The sequence below is a fragment of the Halorientalis sp. genome, assembly GCF_028275115.1.
Taxonomy (GTDB): domain Archaea; phylum Halobacteriota; class Halobacteria; order Halobacteriales; family Haloarculaceae; genus Halorientalis.
In genome coordinates this window covers 18282-41221 of sequence record NZ_JAQCNH010000023.1, presented here as the reverse complement: position 1 = coordinate 41221, position 22940 = coordinate 18282, and the positions used below count along the sequence as shown (strand labels likewise).

Here is a 22940-nt window from a genome sequence, read left to right as displayed (position 1 = left end):
GTGCTGCCGTGGCAGACAAATTGACGTATGTCGTACGTTTGGAGTAGATATGAGACACGCGTAATTGTAAAAAGTCCCTCGCCGGACCGGACGACGCTCCGGCGGCCGAATCGCCGGCGTGGGGTCGTTTCGACGCGACGGGGGTCACGTCTGCTGTGTGTCGCGTCCCGACAGCCTGCACGAGCCACATATCCGGCACAGAGCGCCACATGCCGGACAAACGGACCGTGTGCACGAGTACGTTTTTTGCCGACTGGGCGGCACTCGTCGCATGGACCTCCTCATCAAAAATGCAACCGTCCGGGGTGAGACCGATTCAGTCGACATCGGCATCGACGGCGACTACGTCGAGTCCGTCCGGCCGGAAATAGACGACACGGGCGCCGTCGAGGTCGACGCGGCCGGTGGGCTCGTTCTCCCTTCGTTCGTCGACGCTCACACACATCTGGACAAGGCTTACTTCGCCGACCTCGCCGAACCACCGACAACGGGGACGCTCCCGGAGCTGATCGAGTTGACCGGGCAGATCAAGCAGGACCTCACGGTCGCGGATGTTCGGAATCGGATCGAGCGGGCCACGCGCGAAGCCGTCGCAAACGGGACCACGAAGATCCGCACGCACCTCGACGTCGGAGCCGTCTGGGAGCACACGAGCGTGGAAGCGTCACTCGACGCCAAAGCGGAACTCTCGGACCTCGCCGATATCCAGACGGTCGCGATGCCACAGGTCCGGAGCGGCGAGCCAGAGGGCTTGACCGAGGCGGACATCGACCGGCTCGAAACGGCGCTCGAGATGGGCGTTGACGCGGTCGGTGGTGAACCGAACAAGGAGGACACGGACGAACTCGAACGGGCGACCATCGACGAGTACTTTCGACTGGCCGCGGCGTACGACGCCGAAATCGACCTCCACGCGGACGGTCTCAATTCGGCCACGGCCCGCACCGCCGAGTACGTCGCACGAAAGACGATCGACGAGGGGATGGAGGGGCGAGTGCAGGTCGGACACGTCAGTGCGCTCTCATACTACGACGAGTGGCACCGACGTGACGTGATCGACCTGTTCGACAGAGCCGAACTCAACGTGGTCACCACGCCCAAGGAGGACCAGATCGTCGCGGACCACGACACGACGGCGGTCTCGGAACTCCTCGACGCGGGTGTCACCCTCTCGGTCGGTCACAACAACATCGCCGGGACTATTAGCCCCTTCGGAAGCCTCGATATGCTCGAACCCGCCTGGTTACTGGCCCACGTCGCCGGACTGCGAAGCCCCACCGACGTTGCGGACCTTCTCGACAGCATCACCCACAGCCCGGCGAACGCCATCGGACTCGAGGAGTACGGGCTCGCGCCCGGATGCAGGGCGGATCTTACCGTCTGTGCCGAATCGGACCCGATGGAACTGCTTCGGACTCGCCGTCCACGGCCAGCAGTCATCAAGAGCGGCGAAGTTGTCGCCTCGTCGTCGGCGTCGACGACTGTCGGACTCGAAGGCGATCACGGCGTCTGACCGGAAGCCAGTGACAGGCCGTTCGCTGTCGAGTGTGCGGTGAACACGAGCGTGCCCGGAAGTTCGATGCTTGACAAAAGTGATGGAAGCCTTTCTGGGTCTGAACGCGTCTCGAACGCCGGTTAGCTGCTCGGAACTGACCCCTCCACGCCTTCGACGTAGCTGCTCACGTCCGAGAACAGTTCCGAGTCGCTCCAGCCCTCGAACTTCGTGTCCGCCCAGACACTCCGCTCACCGTTCTCTATTTCGGTGCGTTTCGCTTCGACGTCGCTCGCGACATCCGCGGGGACGTTCGGCCCGAAACTGTCGACGTCAACGATGCCAGTTTCGAGGCCCCCCCACTGGAAGTCGGGCGTCCACTCGTCGTTGCGGACGGCTTTTGCCGATTCCTTGTAGAACGGCTCCCAGTTGTTGATCTGGGCCGTCGCGTAGTACTCGCCGGCTTGTTCCGCCATCGAGGTATTCACGCCGAAACCGTACACCTCGCGCTCGGTCGCGGCCTGGAGCGCGGCTGGTGTGACCATGTTGCTGCCGATAGCGTCGGCACCCTCGTCGGCGAGCGCGTTCACCGCCTGTCTGGACCCCGACGGGTCGGCCCAGCCGTTCAGGAATCGGACCTTCGTCGTCGCGTCCTCGTTGACCGTCCTCGCCCCGATTGTGAACGCGTTGATCTGGCGAATAATCTGGGGGATCGGAATCGGGACCACCATGCCGAGCGTGTCTGACTCGGTGAGGTGGCCGGCCGCGACGCCGCAAAGATACCAGCCCTGGTAGAATTTGCCCATGTAGCGCCCCATGTTCTCCGCGGTCTCGAACCCGTTGCAGTGTTCGAAGGTAATGTCCGGGTACTCCTCGGCCACCTGAAGCATGGGGTCCTGATACTCCGTCGTACAGCCGTAGATGATGTCGTAGCCCGAGTTCGCGTACTGCTCGAACACCGACCGGACCTCGTTTCCGGGGACACCGTCCGAGTACTCGGTCGTGATCCAGTCGAACGAGTCGTCCACGGCTTGGCGACCGTTCTCGTGAGCACGAGTCCAGCCCACGTCGCCGAGGTTCGTCTGGTAGACGAAGGCCGCCTGCAACTGCTCGCTGCCACCGCCGCCGCCGCCGGACAGCTGTGAGCACCCGGCCAGTCCGAGCGCACCCAGCGCGCCAGCCGACGCGATTGCGTCCCGTCTGGTTAGCTTCTTACTACTCATTCGTTGTGCAACGTTGGATATTAGTCTGTGTTTCGTCGTTCATCTCTCTAACTCCTCCACATTTGCAACGATATTCGGAGATATATAAAAATGCCTGCGTGTGTGGCGTTTTCCGGTGTGACACATCGTGGCGGCCTCGTTCTGGCGCACACGGGGCACACGTGTGTGACAGCGTGGACGGCCGGACACAGAGAGGAGTTCCACGGTGTGTGCACACTCGCCACAGACCGGGACCGTTCCAGTCCGACGAGGCGAGGGTCGGTCGGGAAAATAACGAAACGAAATCCCATTTTTTCTCTTTTTTTCTATTGTTCGTTTGGTTGTGACGCTAGTCGGCACGTTTTTGTATAGCATCGTCGAACCGAAGCGTACACGATGAGTTCACAAACCGTCCAGACGTTCGACGATATCGAGACTGTCGTCGACCTGGATTTTCACCTGGTAGAAAACGAGGCCGACGTGGTGCCGTATCTGGAGGAACCATTTCAAGGGCTGATGACCCGTCCGGACGTGCAGGAGCCGAACAACTACAACATGACCAAGTTCTTCCTCGACGGGGTCGGCGGCGATATCGGTCCGGACGCCGCGGCCACATCGGCGGAGATCAAGGCGGTCATGGAGGAACTCGGCATCGACCGCGCGACGCTGAATCCGGGGCTCAACCTCAATCTGGTGACAGTCCAGAACGACCGCTACGCCGTCGCGCTGGCGAGTGCCTACAACGAGTGGGTAACCGAAACCTTCCTCGACAGTTCGGAGGGGATGTACGGGACGATCCGAATCTGTCTGCGCGACCCGCAGCGTGCGGTCGCCGAGATAGAGCAGTGGGCGGACACCGACGAGGTCGTCGGCGTTATGCTCGGGCCACCTGGCTTCCGGAATCCGCTCGGACACCCGCGTTTCGAACCGGTCTACGAGGCACTGGAGGCGGCGGGCCTTCCGCTGTTGATTCACAACTCCGTCCTGTCGCTCCAGCACGTATTCCCCGGCCAGTTCGAGGGGATCGACACGTTCCTAGAAGCGCGGGGCGTCGGTCATCCGATGGGCCAGATGCTACACCTGACGCGGTTGATTATCAACGGTGTCCCGGAACGGTATCCCGACCTCGACTTCGTGATTCAGGAGTCCGGACTGGGCTGGGTTCCCTACATGATGCGCAGGCTGGATTACTACTACTCCGCTCGCCGCGAGGACGCACCACACCTTCGCCAACCCCCGAGTGAGTACGTCGACGACAATTTCTATTTCACGACCCAGCCGATCGAGGGGGCCGACGACCCATCGTACGTTCAGCAGGTGATCGATTGGATCGGCCCTGACAACGTCATGTTCGCCTCGGATTACCCACACTCAGATTTCGACAACTCCGATGCGCTTTATAAGACACTCCGAAGCGGGTTCGGCGTGGACCGGATAGAGAACATCTACGGCGGCACCGCGATGGAGGTACTCGACTACTAACCATGTCACGGTCCGACTCCGGAAAGAACGAGCTTCCCCCGGACGCACATCACGTCGGTTCCGCGGGCGACTTCGAGTCGGGCGACTATCTCCTCGTCGAGGTAGACGGCATCGAGGTCGCGGTCTACTGCACAGAGGACGGATACTTCGCGATCAGCAACTTCTGTCTCCACCAGGGCGGGCCGCTGTGCGAAGGACCGGTTACCGGCACAGTTTCCCAGAACGAGGACGGGACTCTCTGTTTCGACGACGACACGCAGGTCGTCCGATGTCCCTGGCACGGTTGGGAGTTCGATATCGAGACCGGTGATCACCTCTCTCGTCCGGAGTACAGCCAGCCTACCTACGACGTCCTCGTTCGGGACGGCGAAGTGTACGTCTGCTGGTGAGAGACGGATGCCCGACGACGACCGGCAAGACTCCGGCCACCGCCCTGCGCGGGCGAAGCCAGACGTGAGAGGACTGCCGGCAGACGCGGACGAGGCGTCGGTCCCCACGTGGTGGCTGCGTGCCGCCGAGCACTTCGAGGCACAGGACCTCGCACCGTATCAGCCCCCGCGGTTCGAGGACGGGACGTACAAACACATCGTCGAGGCCGAACTGGAGGCGGACCTCGGCGTGGCCATTACCCTCCGGTGTAAGAACGGCGAGGTCGGGGACGACTGGACGGTCCTCGTCGACGGGGACCCGGCCGGGACAGTCGGACGCCATCGGAGTCAGGACGGGTACACGGTGTACGAAACCGACCCCGACGCGTTTCGCGACCTGATTCGCAGTGCCGTCGCCGACGACTGAGGCACGCTCCCGTTCACAGCCCTGTTCGCACGCGACTCAGGTGATGTTCGCTCTGTCGACGAGATGGTCCGCGGTCGCTGTGGCTTCCGCGAGGAACGAGTTGAGCGAGCCGTCGAGCGCCAGCAGCTCCCGGTCTTCGAGCAGGACGGTCCCGGCACAGAGGACCGTCCGGACCTCGGAGCCGCTGGCGCCGTAGACGAGCGCGTGTACGGGTTCCGGGGAGGGCGTGAGGTGTGGCCGGTCGAGGTCCACGATGGCGATGTCCGCCTGCTTGCCCGGTTCGATAGAACCGAGGTCACCGGCCCGACCGATCGCCTCCGCGGCGTCGCAGGTCACCATGTCGAACGCCTGTTGTGCCGATACGACCCCGGAGTCCCGGCGGTATCCCTTGTGCGCAGTTGCGACCGCGCCCGCGTCCGACAGGGGGTTGATCGTGTCGTTCAGAATCGAGTTGTCCGTCCCGATACCGACGGTCACGTCCCGCGCCAGCATCGATGTGACCGGCGCGAACCCGGTCGCGATCCGCATGTTCGCGCGGAAGTTGTGAACGACCGGCGTGTTCGTCTGTGCCAGCAGTCGGACGTCGCGCTCGTTCGTCTGGACGCAGTGGCCCAGCAGCGCTCGGTCGCCGAGGTAGCCGACGTTGCGCAGGTACTCGATGCTGGAGAGGGCACCCCGCTCGCTCACTTCGGCCTCCGCTTCCGCGACGTGTGCAGTCGTCATCACGTCGTACTCCTCGGCGAGCCGGTACGAGCCACTGAGCGCGTCCGAAGTCGTCGTGGCCAACGTGGCAGGTGCCGGCCAGACCGACTGTCCCTCCTCGGGCGCGTGATGGGCTTCGATCAGCGATTCGACGTCGTTCAGCGCCCGCTCGGTGTCAACGACGAGGGTGTCCGGGCCCGGATGTGTCGATTCGGCGTCGCGAGCGGTAATCTCGTCGAACATGCGCTGGAACCCCGCGTCGACGGGAAGATCTCTGATCCCCGCACCGTAGATGTTCCTGACCCCCATCCGGTCGTAGACGTCGAGTTTCCGCCGCGTCGGTTCGAGGTCGTTCCAGTCCAGTGCGGTGTCGTTTTCGACGAAGGTCGTCGTGCCTGAGCGGATTGCCTCGATGCAGTAGAGGCGAGCGGCCGTCTCGTACTCTTCGGGGCCCATTTCGAACAGCGCAGCCTGCTTCACGTTGAACAGCCAGTCGTACAGTCCCCGATCTTGGTCGAAAGAGCCGCGGAGGAGGATATCCGAGACGTGCGTGTGCGCGTTAATAAGGCCCGGGACGATCGCACCGCCATCGGCGTCGATTACGCGGTCGGGCGTGGTCTCGTTTTCGAGGCGCTCCGCCGGACCGATGGCCGAGATTCGGTCTCCCGTGACGGCGACCGCGCCGCCAGAGACGAGCTGTCTGTCAGCGTTCTGTGTGACGACGGTTCCGTTCGTTATCAGTAGGTCAGTCATGATCTGCGGGGTCCGACTGCCGCTCGTGGGGACCGCCGGCGTGAACACCGCTATCCCGTGGCGACAGGCGCTCTCCGGGTCGCTGATTGCCCCGGCCACCGAATAAAAACTCTGTGGCAAGAGAGGTGGCACACGTGTGTGGACGTCGTCCGATGGCGAACGCCGTCGCCGCCTGCCCCTGATGACAGGGAAGTACCACACATGTGCTCTCTTTGTGGCAGCATTGTGGAAAAGATGTATGAGAGTAGCCGCGCTAGATTAACTAAATGGCCACAATTCGCGTCCGAGACTGGACGAAAAAGAAAATAAATGAGATTCGCGACGCGGAGTCGCACTCCTCACACGATTCCGTTATCAAGTCCCTCCTCAAGGACCGGGAACTCGCGAAGTTCGCGGGCGACAGTGCCGAGCCGACGGCGTCGGTCACGTCGACCGATCGGGACCGGCCGGCGGACCGGGCAATCGACGAGATGGCGGTCGTGGACGAGCTGTCGGTGCCGGACAACGGCGTGTTGTTCCTCTGGTGTCCGAACTGCGCGATGGAGATCGCACATATGAACGTGGACGGTGAGATGAACGTCTCCGTGCTGGAGATGGACTGCCCCCACTGCCTCAGCAATCTTGACCAACACGCCATCGTCTCCATCGACATCGGCTACCCACTTGAACGGAAGCTCGTTGAGGACGGACTCCAGGCGGATATGAAGGCCTGTGTCGTCGACTACTGGGACCGGACGCTCCGAAACCGTGCGGAAGATGCCACGGACGAGGGGGGCGGGATCGAACAGCTCGTCTGGCAGTTCGGGCAGTACACGCGGGAGTTCGCCTGGGAGTGGCCGACCGACGTCCCGGCGGTCGGGTTCGAAGCGGGGAGCACGTACCGGAACACGATGACCGACGAGTACATCGACGTGGTCGAACCGGTCACCGGGAACCGGAACGCGCTCAACTCCTTCGAGGTCAAGCGATACGATTCCGACACCGACCCCGCTGCGGTCGAACCCGAAATCATGGACAGTAGTACGATCGTCGATCTCATTGTGACCCGGAGCCTGGTGGTGGAAGTCCGGTCTGCACCGTCGATCGAGCGCCATGATAACGGGTCCGGACAGCCCACTTAGGCCAGCCCCGGGGTCACTCTGTCTCGCCTGACTCGGCGCCGACCGGTGACCGGGCGTGGATCGGCCCGGCACGCTCGGCCAGGTGTCGAGGCGACCGGTCGTGGTGAACTGCCGTCACTTCGGCGACGATGCTTTGTGCGACGTGCGACGGCGTGTCACCCCCGAGATCGAGTCCGACCGGGGTGTACACACGGTTGAGTTCGTCGTCGGTGAGGTGGTGGCCGTCCGCAGCCAGGACGGACCGTAACTCCTCGAACCGCTTTCGGGGACCGAGCAGTCCGACGTACTCGGTCGGTGTGTCCAGCACCTCGGTGAGCGCGATGCGATCGTCAGCGAAATTGTGCGTCATCAGGACCGCGTACGTGTCGGCGTCGAACGAGACGACGTCCCGGAGGTCGGCTGGGGACGTGGACACCACACGGCCGGCGGCCGGGAACCGATCGTCCGATGTGGCCCCACCACGGAAGGTGACGACGGTCACATCGAAACCGACCTGCGCCGCCGCACGCGCTACCGGTGCGACGTCGCGGCCACTGCCGAGGACGACCAGTTCGGGCGGTGGGGTCACGCTGTCGACGAACACGTCGACCACGCTGCCCTCGTACCGCAGGGTGAGGGTGTCGGACGCATCCGTTGCACGGAGTCTGCGGGTGGGTTCTTCAAGCGCGGCCAGTAGCCCGTCAGGCCAGTCGGGGGCGCCGAGAGCGAAGCCATCCGCCCCCGACTCGGCCGGGAACAGAACAGTCCGATCACCGCGCTCAACCGTCGTGCCGTCGCCGTCGACGACGGTCAGGACGACGGTCTTCTCGCCGCGCTCGTAGGCCTCGACCACCGGACGGTAACCCCCCGTGAGGGGTTCGAGCATCACGTCGATTACGCCGTTACAGCCGACGCCGAGGCCCCAGACGTCGTCCCCGCCAGTCAGGTCGAACTGTTCTATCTGTAGGTGTCCACGGTCGCGGACCTGCTTGGCCAGTGCGACGATTTCGGCTTCCAGACAGCCAGCGGTGACTGCACCCACGCCGTTGCCGTCGCCGATGACCATCTTCGCTCCGGGTCGGCGGTAGGCGCTGCCCTCAACGGCGATGACCGTCGCGAGGACGCCCCTCGCTCCATCGACCGCCTCGCCGACAGTCCCCATCACGTCGGTCTCGGGGGTACTCCAGCCACCGCTGGTCACGACAACCATCTCCCGGTCGGCTGTCCTAAGGCCGTCGTTCGCGACACACGACGACTGGCCGGACGCAATTCGGTTCCGATGGTCGTCGGTCCCACAATAGTGTAGTCGTCCCGTCTCATGCGGCCAGGTCAACGCCGGCACGCTCGGCGGCGCGTTCGAGGGCCTGCTCCGTGTATATCGGTAAGAGGTCCGCGCGATACGCCGCCGACGCCTGGTCGTCGTCTATCATCGCCGCACTGTCGATGTCGTCACCGGCCCGGCTCGCCGCGGTCTCGATAGTGTCCTCGTCGAGTGGCTCGCCACGTAGGGCGTCCTCGACGGGTTCGAGGCCGACACCGCGCTCGGTCACACCGTTGGCCGCGACACGGACGTCCGAGACCTGTCCTCCGTCCACGGTCAAATGTGCCGCGACGCCGAGCAGACTGTACCGCATGGTCGCGCTCTGCTGTTTCGCGTACGCGCTGCTCGTGTTCCCGGCCGAAACCGGGAGTTCGACCGTCGTGAGGAGTTCGTCGGCGGCCAGATCGGTCGCCGCGGCCGGCGCAAAAAACTCCGCGGCATCGATCCGTCGCTCACTTTGGGGCCCCACGGTGACGATCGTCGCGTCACTGGCAATAAGGGCTGCCGACAGGTCGGACACCCGAACCGGGTGTGCGAGGTTGCCGCCGATCGTGCCGCAGTTGCGGACCTGCTCGTCGCCGATCACGCTGACCGCCTCGGCGACTGCCGTGGCATCGTCCTGGAGTCGCTCCACGTTTTGCAGCTCTGCGTACGTGGTCCCCGCACCGATCTCGACGACGTTATTTCGCAGTTCGACACCTTGGATGGCGTCGATTTCGCTGACGTCGACGACGACGTCCGGATCAACTTCCTCATTCGTGATCGCTGGCAGGAGACTGTGGCCCCCTGCCAGCACTTCGGCGTCCGGATGGTCCGTCAGAAGTTCCAGCGCGTGGCCGACGCTCCCGGCGCTCAGGTACTCGAACGTACCGGGGTGCATTACACATCACCTCTCGGTTTGGTCATGCCCAGGCGACGTCTGTTCGACATATCCGTTCGGTTGCCGTCGGTTATCATCAAACCTTCGTCGAACACACCATTACAACGGTGGAACACACGTTTGTCGTGTGTGGCTGCTCGTGTCAACTCGTGTCTCACGACGGGGGAACCGACTCGGTATGTCTGTGGTCCGTAGTATCTGTATCCGTGTCGTCAGACTGCCGTTTCCGTGATACCGACAGCTTCGGTAGCGCGACGAACGGTCCTGTCATGCTCACGGATGACGATCGATGCCCCGTGGTGATCTTCGGGTCGTCGACCCGCCGTTCGGGGCCGACGATCGCCCGACAGAACGTAATCGAGAGACCGCCGTCGGGGTCGTTCTTGTGGCGGGTATCGGCTCCAGGTACGAGGCCGAGAACAAACTCCGCACCGAGTGGGCGGGCGCGCCGATTGTCCGACACGCGACTGCGACGATACAACGATTTAGCGTTGATGCTACCGTGGTCGTCCTCGGCTACGACGTCAAAAACGTCCGAGAAGCGGTTGACGGGTCCGCTGACGCCGTGGTCCGGAACGTCAGTCGGGTCTCGCTGGCACTGGCCGAGCGTTGCGAGTGTATCGGCGTTGATCGCGATGCTTTCGATTGTCTCTCCGTCGACAGTTTCGCTTTCGATCCCGTGTCCGAGTGGGCGGAGGGCGCAGGCCCTTTTGACCTACAGCGAGTCAGTACCGTTGTTGGACATCTGCTGGTCGCGAACGGAAATGTCAACGACGGCTTCTGACACACTGCTGTCGGTTGGCGAGCAATGACCGGATTGTATCATGGCTGTTGCTGTGCATCGCACTTCCACCGCTGGTCCTCAAGCCGTGGGCTGAGAACGAGCGACGGATGCCCGCAATCGGTTTTCCTCAGGCTTCTTTGGCCCACGCAAGTCCTTCTTCGAGGTCGGTGAATCCCTTCGCAGTAAGGCCTGCCGCATCATTTTTTTGAGCAATCGCCATTCGGGCGAGGCCTTCGGTCACGTACGCAGTCCTATCGATGCCTGTTTGTTCGCCCAGTGCAGTCCACTCTTCGGCAACGTGTTCGAGCGTCTCCGAACCGCCCGTCTCTGCGTCACCGATTTGGACGACACAGCCATCCATATCGGGCTGGCCAGCGCGCTCTCGGAAGTGTTGTTCACCTTCTTCGAGCGCGCCGGATTCGAGAGCTTCTGCTAGCGAGTCGATTTTCCAGATGCCGATCCCGTCGCGTTCCTCGTAGCCCAGACCGGCGGGCAGGTCAGCTGTCATACGAACTGTAATATTGCTACGTCAGCAGTTGGCTCTACCCCAGATATCGGCTCGTGAGTTGCTCCGAGAGGTTTTGAATGTGCACTCCTGTACATTCGATACTAAATGAGCGTCACTGGACAAATCATCTCTGCGATTGGCCGGATTCCGATGGGCATCGAACCGTACCTCCCAGCAGTACTGCGGCGTGGCCTGGGTTTGCGATTGTTCATTCTCGGCCCTCTCCTGTCGGTCACGATTGGCCCTGCGCTCGCTGTGTTTCTGTTCGATAGCGTCTTGCTCGCGGCTATATTCATCGCGGCCGTCGTAGCGGCAACCGGTTTTCTCGGCTACGCGGAAATGTATCGGGCGCTTCAGCAGATCAACGCACAGGTCAACCGAATCGATGACGGAGAATACGGGGACAAAGCCGAGACGGGCCGGGTTGACGAAATTGGTGAGATATTCGATTCACTCGACCGGACCGCCGACTCGATCGAGAGCGCACTCAGTGAGGCTCGAGAGGCCCGTGAGGATGCCGAGGAAGCGAGAGAGACGGCTGAGGCTGCTCGCGACGAGGCTGAGGCGAACCGGGACGAAGCCGACGCACTCGCCTCACATCTCGAATTGAAGGCGACCGAGTACAACGAGACGCTATCAGCGGTCGCGGACGGTGACCTCACGGCACGTGTCGATTCGGACAGTCTGAGCGATTCTATGTCCGAAGTGGGGGACCAGTTGAACGAGACGTTGGAGACGCTCGAAGCACTGATCGCCCAGACGCAGTCAGTCGCCCAGACAGTCGACGACAAAAGTGAGATCGTCGAAGCATCCGGCACCGAGGTTGCCGACCAGTCCGCGCTGGTTTCGGCCACTGCCGATACGATTGCCGACCGGAGTGCAACTCAGCAGGAACAGTTGACCAACGCGGCTCAGGAACTGTCGACAGTGTCCGCGACCGTGGAGGAACTCTCGTCGTCAGTCACCCAGATTGCGAACCAGACTGAGACTGTCACGGAAACTGGTCGTGAGGCACAGCGCAATTCCTCGGATGCACAGAGCGCTCTGGATGAAATCAATCACCAGACCCAGAAAGCTGTGTCGGCAGTCGAGAGCCTGGAACAGATCACGGACGAAGTGGCCGACATTGTGGAGTTGATCGACGGGATTGCTGAGGAGACGAACATCCTGGCGCTGAACGCGTCTATCGAAGCGGCACGAGCGGGCACTGCAGGCGAGGGGTTCAGCGTCGTCGCCGGTGAGGTGAAACAACTGGCGGAGGAAACCCGAGCGGCAACAGCAGACGTCGAAGCCCTCATCGACGACATCCAAACCGAGGTCGAAACGACACGGCAGGAAATCACGGGTGTTCAGCAACGAGTGTCCGACGGGAGCGAGACGGTCGGCGAGACGATAACGCAACTGGAGAATATCGTGGGCGATGTCGTCGAGGTAAACACGGCCGTTCAAGAGGTCGATCAAGCCGCCAATGAGCAGGCTGAATCGACACAGGAAGTCGTCGCGATTGTGGACGACCTCTCGGATTCGGTTTCGGAAACGGCGTCCAACACGGACGAACTGGCGGCGACGGCATCACAACAGGAGGCGATGTTGGATGAGATGACGACTGAAACACACCAATTCAGTGAGCAGATTGGGACGCTCCGGGAGGACCTCGAGAAGTTCCAAGCCGATACCGCCGCGGAAAATGCTGGATCCGCTTCGCCGACCGCTGCGACCGACGACTAGCACAGTCACCTTAGATTCCATCTACGTTCCGTCTCAGTACCTGTGGCGCAATCTGCGTATCGTGCTTCCGCGCTGTCGTCACGTGAACAGCAAGAATAGCGGTGGTCGCTGCATCGACCAACAGTGTCGTCTTCAACTGCTGGATAGTGAGATTCGTTCGCTTCGTGTAGTGAGTTAAAACACGCGCTCGCTCAAACCCGGACGCATCGGTACCGGTGACACCGTTCGGTGGCAAGTCCGCGAGAGAGACGTCAGACCAGTGGCCATCGTCTGCCGAACCGGGCAGTGCGATACGCGGTGGGCACACGGGAACAGCCAGTCTGTCGGTCGCAGAGAGACAGGGCGGTTCACACAGCGCTCCATCGTATCGCTACCGAAATCCTCGCAGAAGCCGACGAGAACGGCTGTACGGTGATCGCGTTCGAGCAGCTGACCGGTAACCGGCTTCCCGGTACATCGTGAGGCCACAGTGGGCGTTCGAGCGCCTGTGCCAGTACGTCGAGTACAGAGCCGAGCTACGCGGTATCGACGTGGAGCCGGTAGCCCCCGAAAACACGTCGCGGCGGTGTTCGACGTGTTGGTTCACCCACCCGATAACCGCGACGGCGAGGACTTCGAGTGTCTGAGATGCGGCTACCAGAACCACGCAGACTACAGCGCCGCGAAGAACAAGACGTCATCACGTACAAGACCGCATGGCGAGGTATTCCTTCGGATGATGTTGACCCGGAGTATACGAGTCAGCGGTGTCCTCGGACTGAGTGTCACCACACAGAGCGTGCGAACCGGACGAAGAAGCGGTTCAAGTGCCGTGAATGTGGGTTCCAAGACCGTGCGGATAGGAAGGCGGCAGTGTGCGTGGTGCAGGAGTGGTTGGACGAGCAGTATGGGAACGTGCCGTCTCTCGAAACCCTTACGCGTGTGGAAGGTGAGACGGGCGGCATCGGGGGCTGGTGGAGGCCCCGACTCTCACGGATGCAATTTGCATTCGGGTGTCACCGACGACGGTATGCCGGCGCAAGACTCTCAAAGTCAAGCGCGAGAGGAATTAAACTCCGTTGCCTCTGCGGTGCCGGAGTAAACACGGACGCCTCGCGCCACCGTGCGCGGGGTACTTCACTCACCAGTGAACTCCCGGCCACCCGCTCAACTCCGGTACAAAATTGCGTGTTTAACTCTGCCGCAACGTACTTTATCTAGAGACACACTTTGCACGGCATGCGATTTACCTCTCAACAGGAGATTCGGATCCTCCACGTCGACGACGAACCCTCGATTACAGACCTGACGGCAACCTTTCTCGAACGCGAAGACGACCAACTCAGCGTCGAAACGGCCACCAGCGCCGACGAGGGATTAGAAGTCGTCAGTGATTCCCCACCCGATTGCGTCGTCTCGGATTACAATATGCCTGGTATGGACGGGCTGGAGTTCCTGCAGACCGTCCGGGAGGACTACCCTGACCTTCCGTTCATTCTTTTTACCGGGAAGGGAAGCGAAGAGGTCGCCAGCGAGGCTATCGCCGCCGACGTCACCGACTACCTCCAGAAGGGGTCCGGCACCGACCGGTACGAACTGCTCGCCAACCGGATTCTCAATGCCGTCCAGGCACGGCGCGAGGCCAAGCGTGCCGACAGACAGGAGCAACTGATGCGGTTGACGGAGTTCGCCGGTGATACCGGTGGATTCGAACTCGACGTGGAGAGTGAGACTCTCCTGTTGACTGACGGTGCTCGCCGACTCGCCGACTTGCCCGAGGACGCTCACCTTGATTTAGCGGAAGCGATCGAACTCTACCACCCGGACGACCAGGCGGACGTTCGAGAAACGCTCAACCAGACACTCGAGGCTGGCGAACAGACGCGGGGTACGTGGCGGCTCCAGACGCGTGATGCCGACGAACGCCTCGTGGATGTGACCATGACGCCAGCCACCGAGGGTGACGACGTCAGCACACTTCGGGGTGCTGTCCACGACATCACCGAGCGGAAACAACGCGAACGCGAACTCAGAGCGGAACAACGGTTCATCGAACAGGCAGTTGATGCGCTTGATGAGTTGTTCTACGTACTCGATACTGACGGCACCATCCGACGGTGGAACGAGCGAGCTTATCAGATAACGAGCCATATTGACCAGGACTTGGCTGATATGCAGGCGATCGAACTATTCCCAGAGGGCGAACGCGAGACCATCGCCGATGCCATACAAAAGACGCTTGCAGACGGACAGGCCACAGTCGAAGCCGACCTGCGTACCGGTGACGGCGAGCGTCTCCCCTACGAGTTCACCGGTGCGCGACTGACCGACGAGGACGGAACCGTGACTGGTCTCGTCGGAATTGGTCGGGATCTGAGCGAACGACGCCAGCGTGAACGGCGGTTCCAGGCGCTCGTCGAGGAGTCCAGCGATATCATCTCGATCGTCGATGCTGACGGCGTGTTTCAATACCAGAGTCCGTCGATCGAACGTATTCTCGGGTACGATCCCGAGGAAACTATCGGTGACACGGCGTGGGAGTACGTCCATCCCGACGACCGCGCGGACCTCACTGAGGCGTTCGAGCGTGGGGTCGAAAATACAGACGCGAATCCGGTCATAGAGTACCGCGCCCGTCACGCCGACGGCTCGTGGCGCTGGCTGGAGGCCCGAGGCAACAACCAACTCGACGCCCCGGCGGTCGAGGGTTACATCGTCAACAGTCGAGATATCACTGAGCGGAGAGAACGCGAGCAGACTGCCCGCCAGCGGCAGAAACAACTGTCACTGTTTTTCGAGGAGTCGCCGCTCGGGGCGATTCAGTGGGACGAGGAGTTCCGGTTCGAACGGGTGAACGACCGTGCCGAAGAGATACTCGGCTACAGTGAGACGGAGCTGCACGGCGAGCCGTGGGAACGGATCGTGGCCGACGACGACCGCGAACGGGTCGGTAACGCTGTGGAGAGCCTGCTCGATGCCGACGGCGGGCGCCGAGTAATCAACGACAACGTCCGGAAGGACGGCGAGACGCTGATCTGCGAGTGGCACAACCGCGCAGTGACTGACGCCAACGGAACCGTCGAGTCAGTATTCTCGAAGTTTCAGGACGTCACCGAGCGCGAGCGGCGCAAACGAGAACTACAGGAGTTCACCAGTATCGTCAGCCACGACTTACGGAACCCACTCGGCGTGGCTGAGGGTCATCTTGAACTGGCAGAGGCGAGTGACGAGAACGAGCATCTCCTCAAAGCAGCTGATGCGATCGAGCGGAGTCAGGCGCTCATAGACGACCTCCTGACGCTGGCACGAGAGGGCAATCAGATAGATGAGAACGAACCCGTTGACCTTACAGCAGTGGCGAAAAAAAGCTGGCAGACCACAGGGACCGCCCACGCGACACTCAACGTTGGCGGCCCGGGGGTGGTTGAGGGCGACCGAGACCGGATCCAACAACTGTTGGAGAACCTCTACCGAAATGCCGTGGAACACGGGGATGACGACGTTACTGTCCGCGTCGGTGCGATGGATGACGGCTTCTACGTGGCAGATACGGGCTCTGGAATCCCTGAGAGCGCCCGAGACGAGATTTTCGAAGCCGGATATTCGACCGCAGCCGATGGAACCGGGTTTGGCCTACGGATTGTTGAGCAGATTGCGAAGGCGCACGGCTGGGAGGTAAGCGTGACCGAGAGCAAGGAAGGCGGCGCTCGGTTTGAGGTCACCGGCGTAAAAAAGGGTGGGTGACCAATATGCCCGTTCCATCGTATTTCAAGCAGGGAATCCCGGCCTTTAGACCGGGAGGGAATGCGACACGGTACTGACAAACCACTATTCGGTGGCCGGGCCGGAATCCAACTCCCGTTGCGCGTGGGGTAGCATCCCCTTCCACGTCAGACCGTGACGCTTCTTTGTCTCTTTCAGCGACTCGTACTGTTCCTCGTCTACCTCAAAGTTGATATGTGATATATCTTATTATTACGCTCCGTTACACCTGATTTTGTCTACGTTACATCTACGGGTGTGTCCGAGACGGTGGCGAAGACGCTACAGGCCACGCTCGCCACGCCCACTACGGGCAAAGAGCAACGCCTTCAGCGTCCCTCGGACACCTACCGCGAAGCACTCCACGATGCCTTCGACAGCAGGGCCGACACAATGTCTGCCGTCAACGACGTTGTGACGCCCTACAACCTGCCGTACCAAGCCAAAGACGCGCTTAAGTTCTACGTCCCGAAACTCCGTTCGACGTACAACGCCGAGGAGTTGGACGACGAGCATCCGCTTCGACTCGTCAATCGGGCCGCGAAGTTTGACTACTCCGATGAGCGCGAACACGGCTTCGTGTGGCAGGTTCCGATGCCCGGACGCGGGACGAACTTTTGGATTCCGCTTCGGATTAACCCCGAGCAGGACTCGCTGTGGTTCGACCTGCTCTCCGAAGACGCGAAGGCGGGTGAGTTGCGGCTACAGCGACACCGCACGTCGTGAGAGTTGCACGTCACCGTCGAATACCCGGTCGAAGAACCGACCGGCCCGGACAACCCGACGTATATCGGCTTCGACGTAGGCGAGAGCGCGTTAATAACGGGCTGTGCCCTCAAACGCGACGTACCACGGAAGCCGATGCTCGTCAGCGGCAGTCGAGCGCGACACCTCCGCAAAGAGATGTTCACCGCACTCCGGCGGCTACAGTCGAGAGACGCCGCCGAGTGTCGCGTGGACGAACGGTTCGACCACTACAACGCTCTGACAGATATTGTCGAGAAAGCGTCTCGGCAGGCCGTCAAGTATGCCCAACAGTTCGAGAACCCCGTTATCGTTCTCGAAGACCTGTCGTACATCCGCGAGCGGTTGGACTACGGGAAGTTCATGAACCGCCGCCTTCACGCATGGGCGTTTGCCCGGTTACAGGGTCGAATCGAAGACAAGGCGACCGAGGCAGGGATTCGCGTTGAGTACGTCAACGCGGCGTACACCTCGCAGACGTGCCACGCTTGCGGTCGGTTCGGTCGGCGGAGTCAGCAGGCGGAGTTCGTGTGTCCGCACGACGACTGCCACGTATCGGAGTTCCAAGCAGATATTAACGCGGCGGCGAATATCGCCGGTCGCGTAGACCCGTGGGGAGAGAGCGTCCGTTGGGAACCCGGACGCAATGACTCGCCACAGGACGGGAGCGGTCGTGACACCGCCACAGTCCACCGGGAGACGAGTCCGAAACCCGGACAGATGACGCTCTCGGCGTACTCGGACTGAAACCTGCCAAACCGGATTCCCCTCGTAGCGGAAGTCCCGCCGTTCATAACGGGGAGGATGTCACCGCTGAGGAACGGCAACCACTGGGAGATCGTGGGCCGGCGAATTCAATTGCGACAGGCTCTATTCGGGGGTGCAGGCCACCGGGAAGAACCGACTCGTCTGCAGTGTCAACTACCGAGAGCGGTCGAGAACCTTCGACGATGCGCCGGTAGGCGTCGTCGACCGACGATCCCGTGCGTCCGGTGAGACGTGCCCACCACAGTGCAAGCGCAATGAGGAGAACCCCTGGCGGCAAAATCAGCGGTGTATCGATTCACGCTCGGCCTGAAAGCCGGGATTCTCTCGCTGAATCAACACAGTTGGAACGGCGCCGACCACACCGAGTCTGAACCCTGGCTGCCGACCGGAGACCGGGTCGGTCGTCGTGGGTGAGATGAAGTACCTGTTGCACTCCCGGGTCATCTGAGACCGCTCGGAGGAAACGGTCGCGTCTGTTCACCCATCAGTCGCCACGTCTGCGTGTGACGGGAACGCAATCTCGGCCGTCGTGCCAGTGGCATCGGTCTCGAACTCCAGCAACGCTTCGGAGTAGTTGACTATCCGATCGACAATCCAGAGGCCGACCCCGCTGCCGTGTTCCAGTGCCGACTCCCCGTGTTCGTCGAGCGTATCGAGTTCGTACGTATCGATGCCAGGGCCATTATCGATGACGCTGACCGTCGGACCGTTGGGCAGTTGCTCGACGACGACCTCGACGCGGGGAGTGTCGCTGTTGTTGTGTTCGAACCCGTTCCGAATCAGATGACGGATAGCGGTTTCGAGTTCGGGGTGGGCCGTTACATCGGGCGTTTCTGCGATACGTGAGACCAGTTTCCCATCAGTGAACTCCTCGTCGATAGATGCGGCCGCCGACCGAACTGTCGTGCCCAGCGAAACAGTCGTTATCTGATCCCGGTTCTGGACGACCTTCCGCATTTTGCGGGCGTGTGCCGCTGTCTGTTCCAACTTCTCACAGTCGTCGACGATGCGCCGTGCATACCCCGAGATGGGTTCCGCTGCCTCTTCAACGATTTTACTCGCGTACCCCGATATCGGCGTGAGCGTGTTCCGTACGTTGTGCCGCAGGATGCGCGCAATAACCTGGTCGAGCAAATCGATATCCTGTCGGGTATCGATCACCTCGGCGATTGCTTCGAGATTCGTCCCGAGGACCTGGAGAATCTCTGCGTCGAGTTCTGTGAAACTATCTTTGTGCGTCGACCCCGCTGTGAGAACTCCGAAGTCACCGACCGGAACGCTAACCTCCCCCTTGATCGGTGTTTTTGAGTTGTGCGCACCGTCCAGGTCCGAGGCATCGGGGACGACAGACGTCGTTCCTTCAGCGAACGCCTCCCACGCGAGACTCTTGCCCTTCGAGAGAACTGGCTGGTCGCCAACCAGCTCGGCTGCCTGCTCTGTTTGACGGACTGGCTGGAGCTGCTGACTCGCTGGCTGGTACTTCCAGATGCCTGCAACCGGCAGATCCAGTACATCGGGGAGGTCCTCGAGCACCCGCTCGGCCATCTCCTCGTGTGTGTCGGCGCGTAGTGCATCCCGAACTGCCCGTTGGATGGTTCTCAGTCCATCTTCACTCGTCGCCCGGTCGAGTGCAATCTCGACCGACTGACTTAGCAGCCGAAGAAAGTACATGTCCCGGTCGTCGAATGCATTCGGCTCAGATGCGGACGTGATCAGGACGCCGTGTCGTCCGATCGGCAGGACGAGCACACTTTTTATCGAACTATCCTCGCTCTGAAACGTTCCCTCGAACTGTCGCGTGTCGTCCAGTCGAACGGGCTCGCGGTTCTCGTATGCCCGCCACACGATTGTCTCTCTGTCGGTGTATCCCGCCGGCTCGTTTTCCAATTTCTCTCGGGCCTGTTCGCTGACGGCGACTGGTTCGAGCGCCTCGGACGCTCTCTGGTACAGATGGATGCTGACCGCCGGATACTCTAGAACCGACTCGATGACTTCGACTGCGTGTGTACAGACCTCCTGCCGTGATCGTTCCCCGAGCAATTCCTGTGCCGCGTCGTACAGCTTTTCGAGTGTCTGCTGACGCTGTTTCTGTTCGGTGATATCGACGTACACGCCGAAGTACTCTGCTTTCTCGCCTGCTGTGACCGGGACACCGCTGAACAGAAAATGTCTGTTCCCGCTGATAGTATTGCGCTTGAGTTCACTCTCGAGCGGTCTGCCCCGGTTGAGTGCCTCGACGAGCCCCTCGGTGTTGGCCGACTGACCGTCGGGAACGACGAGTTCGTTGAGATCCTGACCGCGGATCGACCGTTCGTCGCCGACGAACGTCTCCTGGAACGCCTTGTTAGCGCGGACGATGCGTTCGGTTCCGTTCTCGACAACGACGTTGACTACCGGTTCCGGGATCGCAGCGAACACTGCCTCGAACCGATCTCGCTGCTCGCGAAGCTGGCGTTCGGTCAGGGTCGAGCGGCAGGCCTGCGCCAGTTTCTCGTTCGGCGGGGTCAACGACGACACAGTTCTGGGATCGATCGTCCCGCCACGCTTTCCAAGCAGGAGTACACCGAACCCCGGGAGTTCCATGAGGTGATACTCTCCGGTGTCGTCGACTCGCTCGGCGACTGGCAACGGCTCCTCGAACGTGTACTGGGCGCTGGCCTGTTGAGTCGTCTCTGTGGCGCTGTTCTGCTGGCGGACCCGAGTTCCAGCGTCCGATGAAGCCGGTTGCATTTCGCTTGCCTGGACGAGAGTTCCGAGCCGGTCTCTGGCCCTGCAAAACAGCTCGTTCCGCTCCGGGTTGGCCGGGATAGAAGCGGCTAGTGACAGCTCTCCCGCGTCAGCTGTGGGGGTAATCCGGAAGACGGCACCGACCGAGCAGTTCAGCTTTTGCAGATACGCCGCGAGTGCCTGGTCCGCCGTCTCTTCGAGTGTCTCGCGGGATCTGATCGCGAGCGAAATCTCGTACAGTGTCTGTATCCGCTGCTGCCTGGAACTCATATGCGGTCGACCGAACCGACGACAGCCGTTTTGTTGTAGTAATCGAGGTGCCCAGACCCATCGTTTGCGATTTCACCGATGGTCAACGCTCCCACCGTCGGCGTTCCGTCTGTCCTGACGCTATCGAGTTCCCGCTCGAACTCGTCGTTCAAATAGAGCACCCGCGAGATGCAGTCGAAAAAGAACAGTGCCTCGGCGTCGGCTTCGTCTGCTCCAGTCTGTTCTTTGGCTTTTGCTGCCGCGTCTATCAACGATTCCGGCTGCCCTTCGAGGATATTGACGAACTCACCGCTGGGGACATCGCCAAAGCAACTGAGCCCGTCGTCGTCGGTGACCTCGAACGGGTCACGGACGATCTGTTCACTGTCGATCCGGGCGATGCCGAAGGGATACTCCTTGGCGGTCTCGAAAAAGTCGTCCCGGGTCAGCTCCGCTGACGCGTGCTCATCGACCGTCTCCTTGTAGACAGAGAAGGCGGGTGCGCCGTCGAGGGTCTGCAGCGTCGGACCGTCGGCGTCGGTTACCCTGAACGGGCCAGCGATCTCCTGCCAGCCGTGTTTGACCCCCAATTGTAACGGAGAGTCGACTGCTGCCACGACAGCACTATCCTCGATGACCCCGTCGCCAGTAAACAGGCACGGTTGCTGCTCCGTTTCCAGTGTTCCGGCACCACCGCCGATGTAATTGAGTTCGACGCTGTACGTCCGGAACAGTGATTCGACGAACCGCTCGACGTTCGTCGCGTACGCGTCCACGAACACGAAGGCCGTCTCGTACCCTTCGACCGGGAGGTCCGGATGGAGATAGTTCGTATACTCCTGAGTCGGGTCACTCAGTTCGGGCACGGTCGTCACGTCCGGCGGTGTCGTCAGCCCACAGACGACAGTCCCGGACTCCTTTTTTTCTCCTCGGTAGATGAGTTCCGGAAAGAGCCCTCCGAAGACGGGAACGTCGAGATTCCGTAAGAAGGCTTCAAACGACGAATCGAAGCTGTCCACTGAGGCTGTAAAGAGTGCGAGTCCTTCGATGTCGGGCGCCGAGGCAATCCGCTTCCCCTCGTCTTTGGCCACGTCCATCGTCTCAGCGTACGAGATTCTCATACGCTCTGTGGGGGTGTGGCAGTTCAAAATGTTTCCGACCGATTCTAACAATTGAGAACAATCTGTGCGTTGATATTGGACCCAACGAGGTCCTCCTGTTCGATAGGCTGGCCGAGGGGTATCGTTATTACCGGCCGTCAAATTATGTATAGTGCGCTGTCGGTGTAGCCACCTCCTCTGCCGTCCGCTTAGCATCGCAAAAAAAGCTCAAACACGCACAGCACTGTGGCGCAGTGGCTGGGTCAGATGTGCCGGTCGGGCCGGTCCGACCAGAGTCAAATAAATGATACGATACAGTTACTATCACTCGTGAAACTACGAGTGGAGGACTCCATTCTCGCAAAATCTGAGTCTCTGTGGACTCGTTGCTTTGTTCGGCTTCATCAGTGTGCCAGAACAGTCGGCGGTGAACGAGCAACTGCAATTCCAACGCCGACCGATGGGAACACAACCGACAATGAGTCCAGTTCAGTGGTCGGAGAGCCCCTCCACGAGGAAGACACGTCTTTCGTACACATCACGAACTTCCCTGACGCTACCGTCCAAAGCTGAAACACAGGCTGGATGAAGACGGGAGGTTTCTGATCCCGAGTAGCGAGTCATAGAAACGTTCATACCCGGTTCACTGCAGTGCATCTGCAAATGAACATATTGAGCTAGATATGGTCACAGCGGGTACTGCAGGATACAGCGGATGCGTTCAGTGGAGACACGACTGCCGCGGTTGGCAGGCATGGCCACGGACGGTTCGCCCTCGCGATATGTGAGTCAGACCTGACCGAGACGATGTGGACCACAGATCTTTGTTTTTGTTACACAGTTTCGTCACGACTCAGTTCCCTC

General features: G+C 61.1%; 17 protein-coding genes and 3 pseudogenes. 12 read left to right on the top strand and 8 right to left on the bottom strand.

Annotated features, from left to right (window positions below):
* Positions 1 to 271: 271 nt before the first annotated feature.
* Positions 272 to 1513 carry an amidohydrolase family protein gene (locus Q0964_RS03260; protein WP_299263369.1) on the top strand — a complete coding sequence of 414 codons (1242 nt, stop codon included), beginning with the start codon at positions 272 to 274 and terminating at the stop codon, positions 1511 to 1513.
* Between the two features lie 122 nt (positions 1514 to 1635).
* Here the strand turns inward: Q0964_RS03260 and Q0964_RS03255 are convergent, their stop codons facing one another.
* Positions 1636 to 2715: a BMP family ABC transporter substrate-binding protein gene (locus Q0964_RS03255; RefSeq protein ID WP_299263368.1), complete on the bottom strand. Its 1080-nt coding sequence runs from the start codon at positions 2713 to 2715 to the stop codon at positions 1636 to 1638.
* 375 nt (positions 2716 to 3090) lie between these two features.
* On the opposite strand from Q0964_RS03255, the gene Q0964_RS03250 reads away from it, so the two are divergent.
* From Q0964_RS03250 to Q0964_RS03240, 3 genes are read left to right on the top strand one after another with little or no spacing between them, the layout of a single operon-like run.
* Positions 3091 to 4176, top strand: coding sequence for an amidohydrolase family protein (locus Q0964_RS03250; protein ID WP_299263367.1), 1086 nt, complete (start codon positions 3091 to 3093; stop codon positions 4174 to 4176).
* 2 nt (positions 4177 to 4178) lie between these two features.
* Entirely contained in the window at positions 4179 to 4565 is a 387-nt protein-coding gene (locus Q0964_RS03245) for a Rieske (2Fe-2S) protein (protein WP_299263366.1), read from the top strand.
* A 7-nt stretch (positions 4566 to 4572) separates the two neighbouring features.
* Entirely contained in the window at positions 4573 to 4971 is a 399-nt protein-coding gene (locus tag Q0964_RS03240; protein WP_299263365.1) for a hypothetical protein, read from the top strand.
* A 36-nt stretch (positions 4972 to 5007) separates the two neighbouring features.
* Here the strand turns inward: Q0964_RS03240 and Q0964_RS03235 are convergent, their stop codons facing one another.
* Positions 5008 to 6525 (bottom strand): amidohydrolase family protein, encoded by a 1518-nt coding sequence (locus tag Q0964_RS03235; protein WP_299263364.1) that lies wholly within the window; start codon positions 6523 to 6525, stop codon positions 5008 to 5010.
* A 167-nt stretch (positions 6526 to 6692) separates the two neighbouring features.
* Here Q0964_RS03235 and Q0964_RS03230 point away from each other — a divergent pair, with 167 nt between their 5' ends.
* Positions 6693 to 7547, top strand: coding sequence for a hypothetical protein (locus Q0964_RS03230; RefSeq protein ID WP_299263362.1), 855 nt, complete (start codon positions 6693 to 6695; stop codon positions 7545 to 7547).
* Positions 7548 to 7560: 13 nt separating this feature from the next.
* On the opposite strand, the gene Q0964_RS03225 is transcribed toward Q0964_RS03230, so the two are convergent.
* On the bottom strand, positions 7561 to 8736 hold the full coding sequence (locus Q0964_RS03225; protein WP_349254426.1) for an XdhC family protein: 1176 nt from the start codon (positions 8734 to 8736) through the stop codon (positions 7561 to 7563).
* A gap of 106 nt (positions 8737 to 8842) precedes the next feature.
* The gene (locus Q0964_RS03220) at positions 8843 to 9727 is read right to left on the bottom strand and encodes an FAD binding domain-containing protein (RefSeq protein WP_299263361.1); all 885 of its coding nucleotides are present in this window, start codon (positions 9725 to 9727) and stop codon (positions 8843 to 8845) included.
* A gap of 289 nt (positions 9728 to 10016) precedes the next feature.
* Here Q0964_RS03220 and Q0964_RS03215 point away from each other — a divergent pair, with 289 nt between their 5' ends.
* Positions 10017 to 10511 carry an NTP transferase domain-containing protein gene (locus Q0964_RS03215; RefSeq protein WP_299263359.1) on the top strand — a complete coding sequence of 165 codons (495 nt, stop codon included), beginning with the start codon at positions 10017 to 10019 and terminating at the stop codon, positions 10509 to 10511.
* A 127-nt stretch (positions 10512 to 10638) separates the two neighbouring features.
* On the opposite strand, the gene Q0964_RS03210 is transcribed toward Q0964_RS03215, so the two are convergent.
* Complete coding sequence (locus Q0964_RS03210) at positions 10639 to 11019, bottom strand: hypothetical protein (RefSeq protein WP_299263358.1); 381 nt, start codon at positions 11017 to 11019, stop codon at positions 10639 to 10641.
* A gap of 105 nt (positions 11020 to 11124) precedes the next feature.
* On the opposite strand from Q0964_RS03210, the gene Q0964_RS03205 reads away from it, so the two are divergent.
* On the top strand, positions 11125 to 12747 hold the full coding sequence (locus tag Q0964_RS03205; RefSeq protein ID WP_299263356.1) for a methyl-accepting chemotaxis protein: 1623 nt from the start codon (positions 11125 to 11127) through the stop codon (positions 12745 to 12747).
* A gap of 13 nt (positions 12748 to 12760) precedes the next feature.
* On the opposite strand, the pseudogene Q0964_RS03200 reads toward Q0964_RS03205, so the two are convergent.
* A pseudogene (locus Q0964_RS03200) lies at positions 12761 to 12982 on the bottom strand (transposase); the annotation flags it as partial.
* On the opposite strand from Q0964_RS03200, the gene Q0964_RS18290 reads away from it, so the two are divergent.
* The 5 genes and pseudogenes from Q0964_RS18290 to Q0964_RS03180 all read left to right on the top strand — a co-directional run bounded on the left by Q0964_RS18290 (position 12976) and on the right by Q0964_RS03180 (position 17979).
* Entirely contained in the window at positions 12976 to 13209 is a 234-nt protein-coding gene (locus Q0964_RS18290; protein WP_349254425.1) for a macro domain-containing protein, read from the top strand. The pseudogene Q0964_RS03200 and the gene Q0964_RS18290 sit on opposite strands and share 7 nt — an antisense overlap.
* Positions 13206 to 13373, top strand: a complete 168-nt coding sequence (locus Q0964_RS18285; RefSeq protein WP_349254424.1) for a zinc ribbon domain-containing protein — start codon at positions 13206 to 13208, stop codon at positions 13371 to 13373. Before Q0964_RS18290 ends, Q0964_RS18285 begins: the two co-directional genes overlap by 4 nt.
* A 43-nt stretch (positions 13374 to 13416) precedes the next feature.
* Positions 13417 to 13828, top strand: a pseudogene (locus Q0964_RS03190) (zinc ribbon domain-containing protein); the annotation flags it as partial.
* 137 nt (positions 13829 to 13965) lie between these two features.
* A complete protein-coding gene (locus Q0964_RS03185) occupies positions 13966 to 16470 on the top strand; it encodes a PAS domain S-box protein (protein ID WP_299263354.1) in 2505 nt (834 codons plus the stop codon).
* A 276-nt stretch (positions 16471 to 16746) separates the two neighbouring features.
* A pseudogene (locus tag Q0964_RS03180) lies at positions 16747 to 17979 on the top strand (RNA-guided endonuclease TnpB family protein).
* 498 nt (positions 17980 to 18477) lie between these two features.
* Here the strand turns inward: Q0964_RS03180 and Q0964_RS03175 are convergent.
* Positions 18478 to 20997 carry a PAS domain-containing sensor histidine kinase gene (locus Q0964_RS03175; protein ID WP_299263352.1) on the bottom strand — a complete coding sequence of 840 codons (2520 nt, stop codon included), beginning with the start codon at positions 20995 to 20997 and terminating at the stop codon, positions 18478 to 18480.
* A complete protein-coding gene (locus tag Q0964_RS03170; protein WP_299263350.1) occupies positions 20994 to 22097 on the bottom strand; it encodes an FIST signal transduction protein in 1104 nt (367 codons plus the stop codon). The genes Q0964_RS03175 and Q0964_RS03170 overlap by 4 nt, the downstream gene beginning before the upstream one ends.
* Between the last annotated feature and the right edge of the window lie 843 nt (positions 22098 to 22940).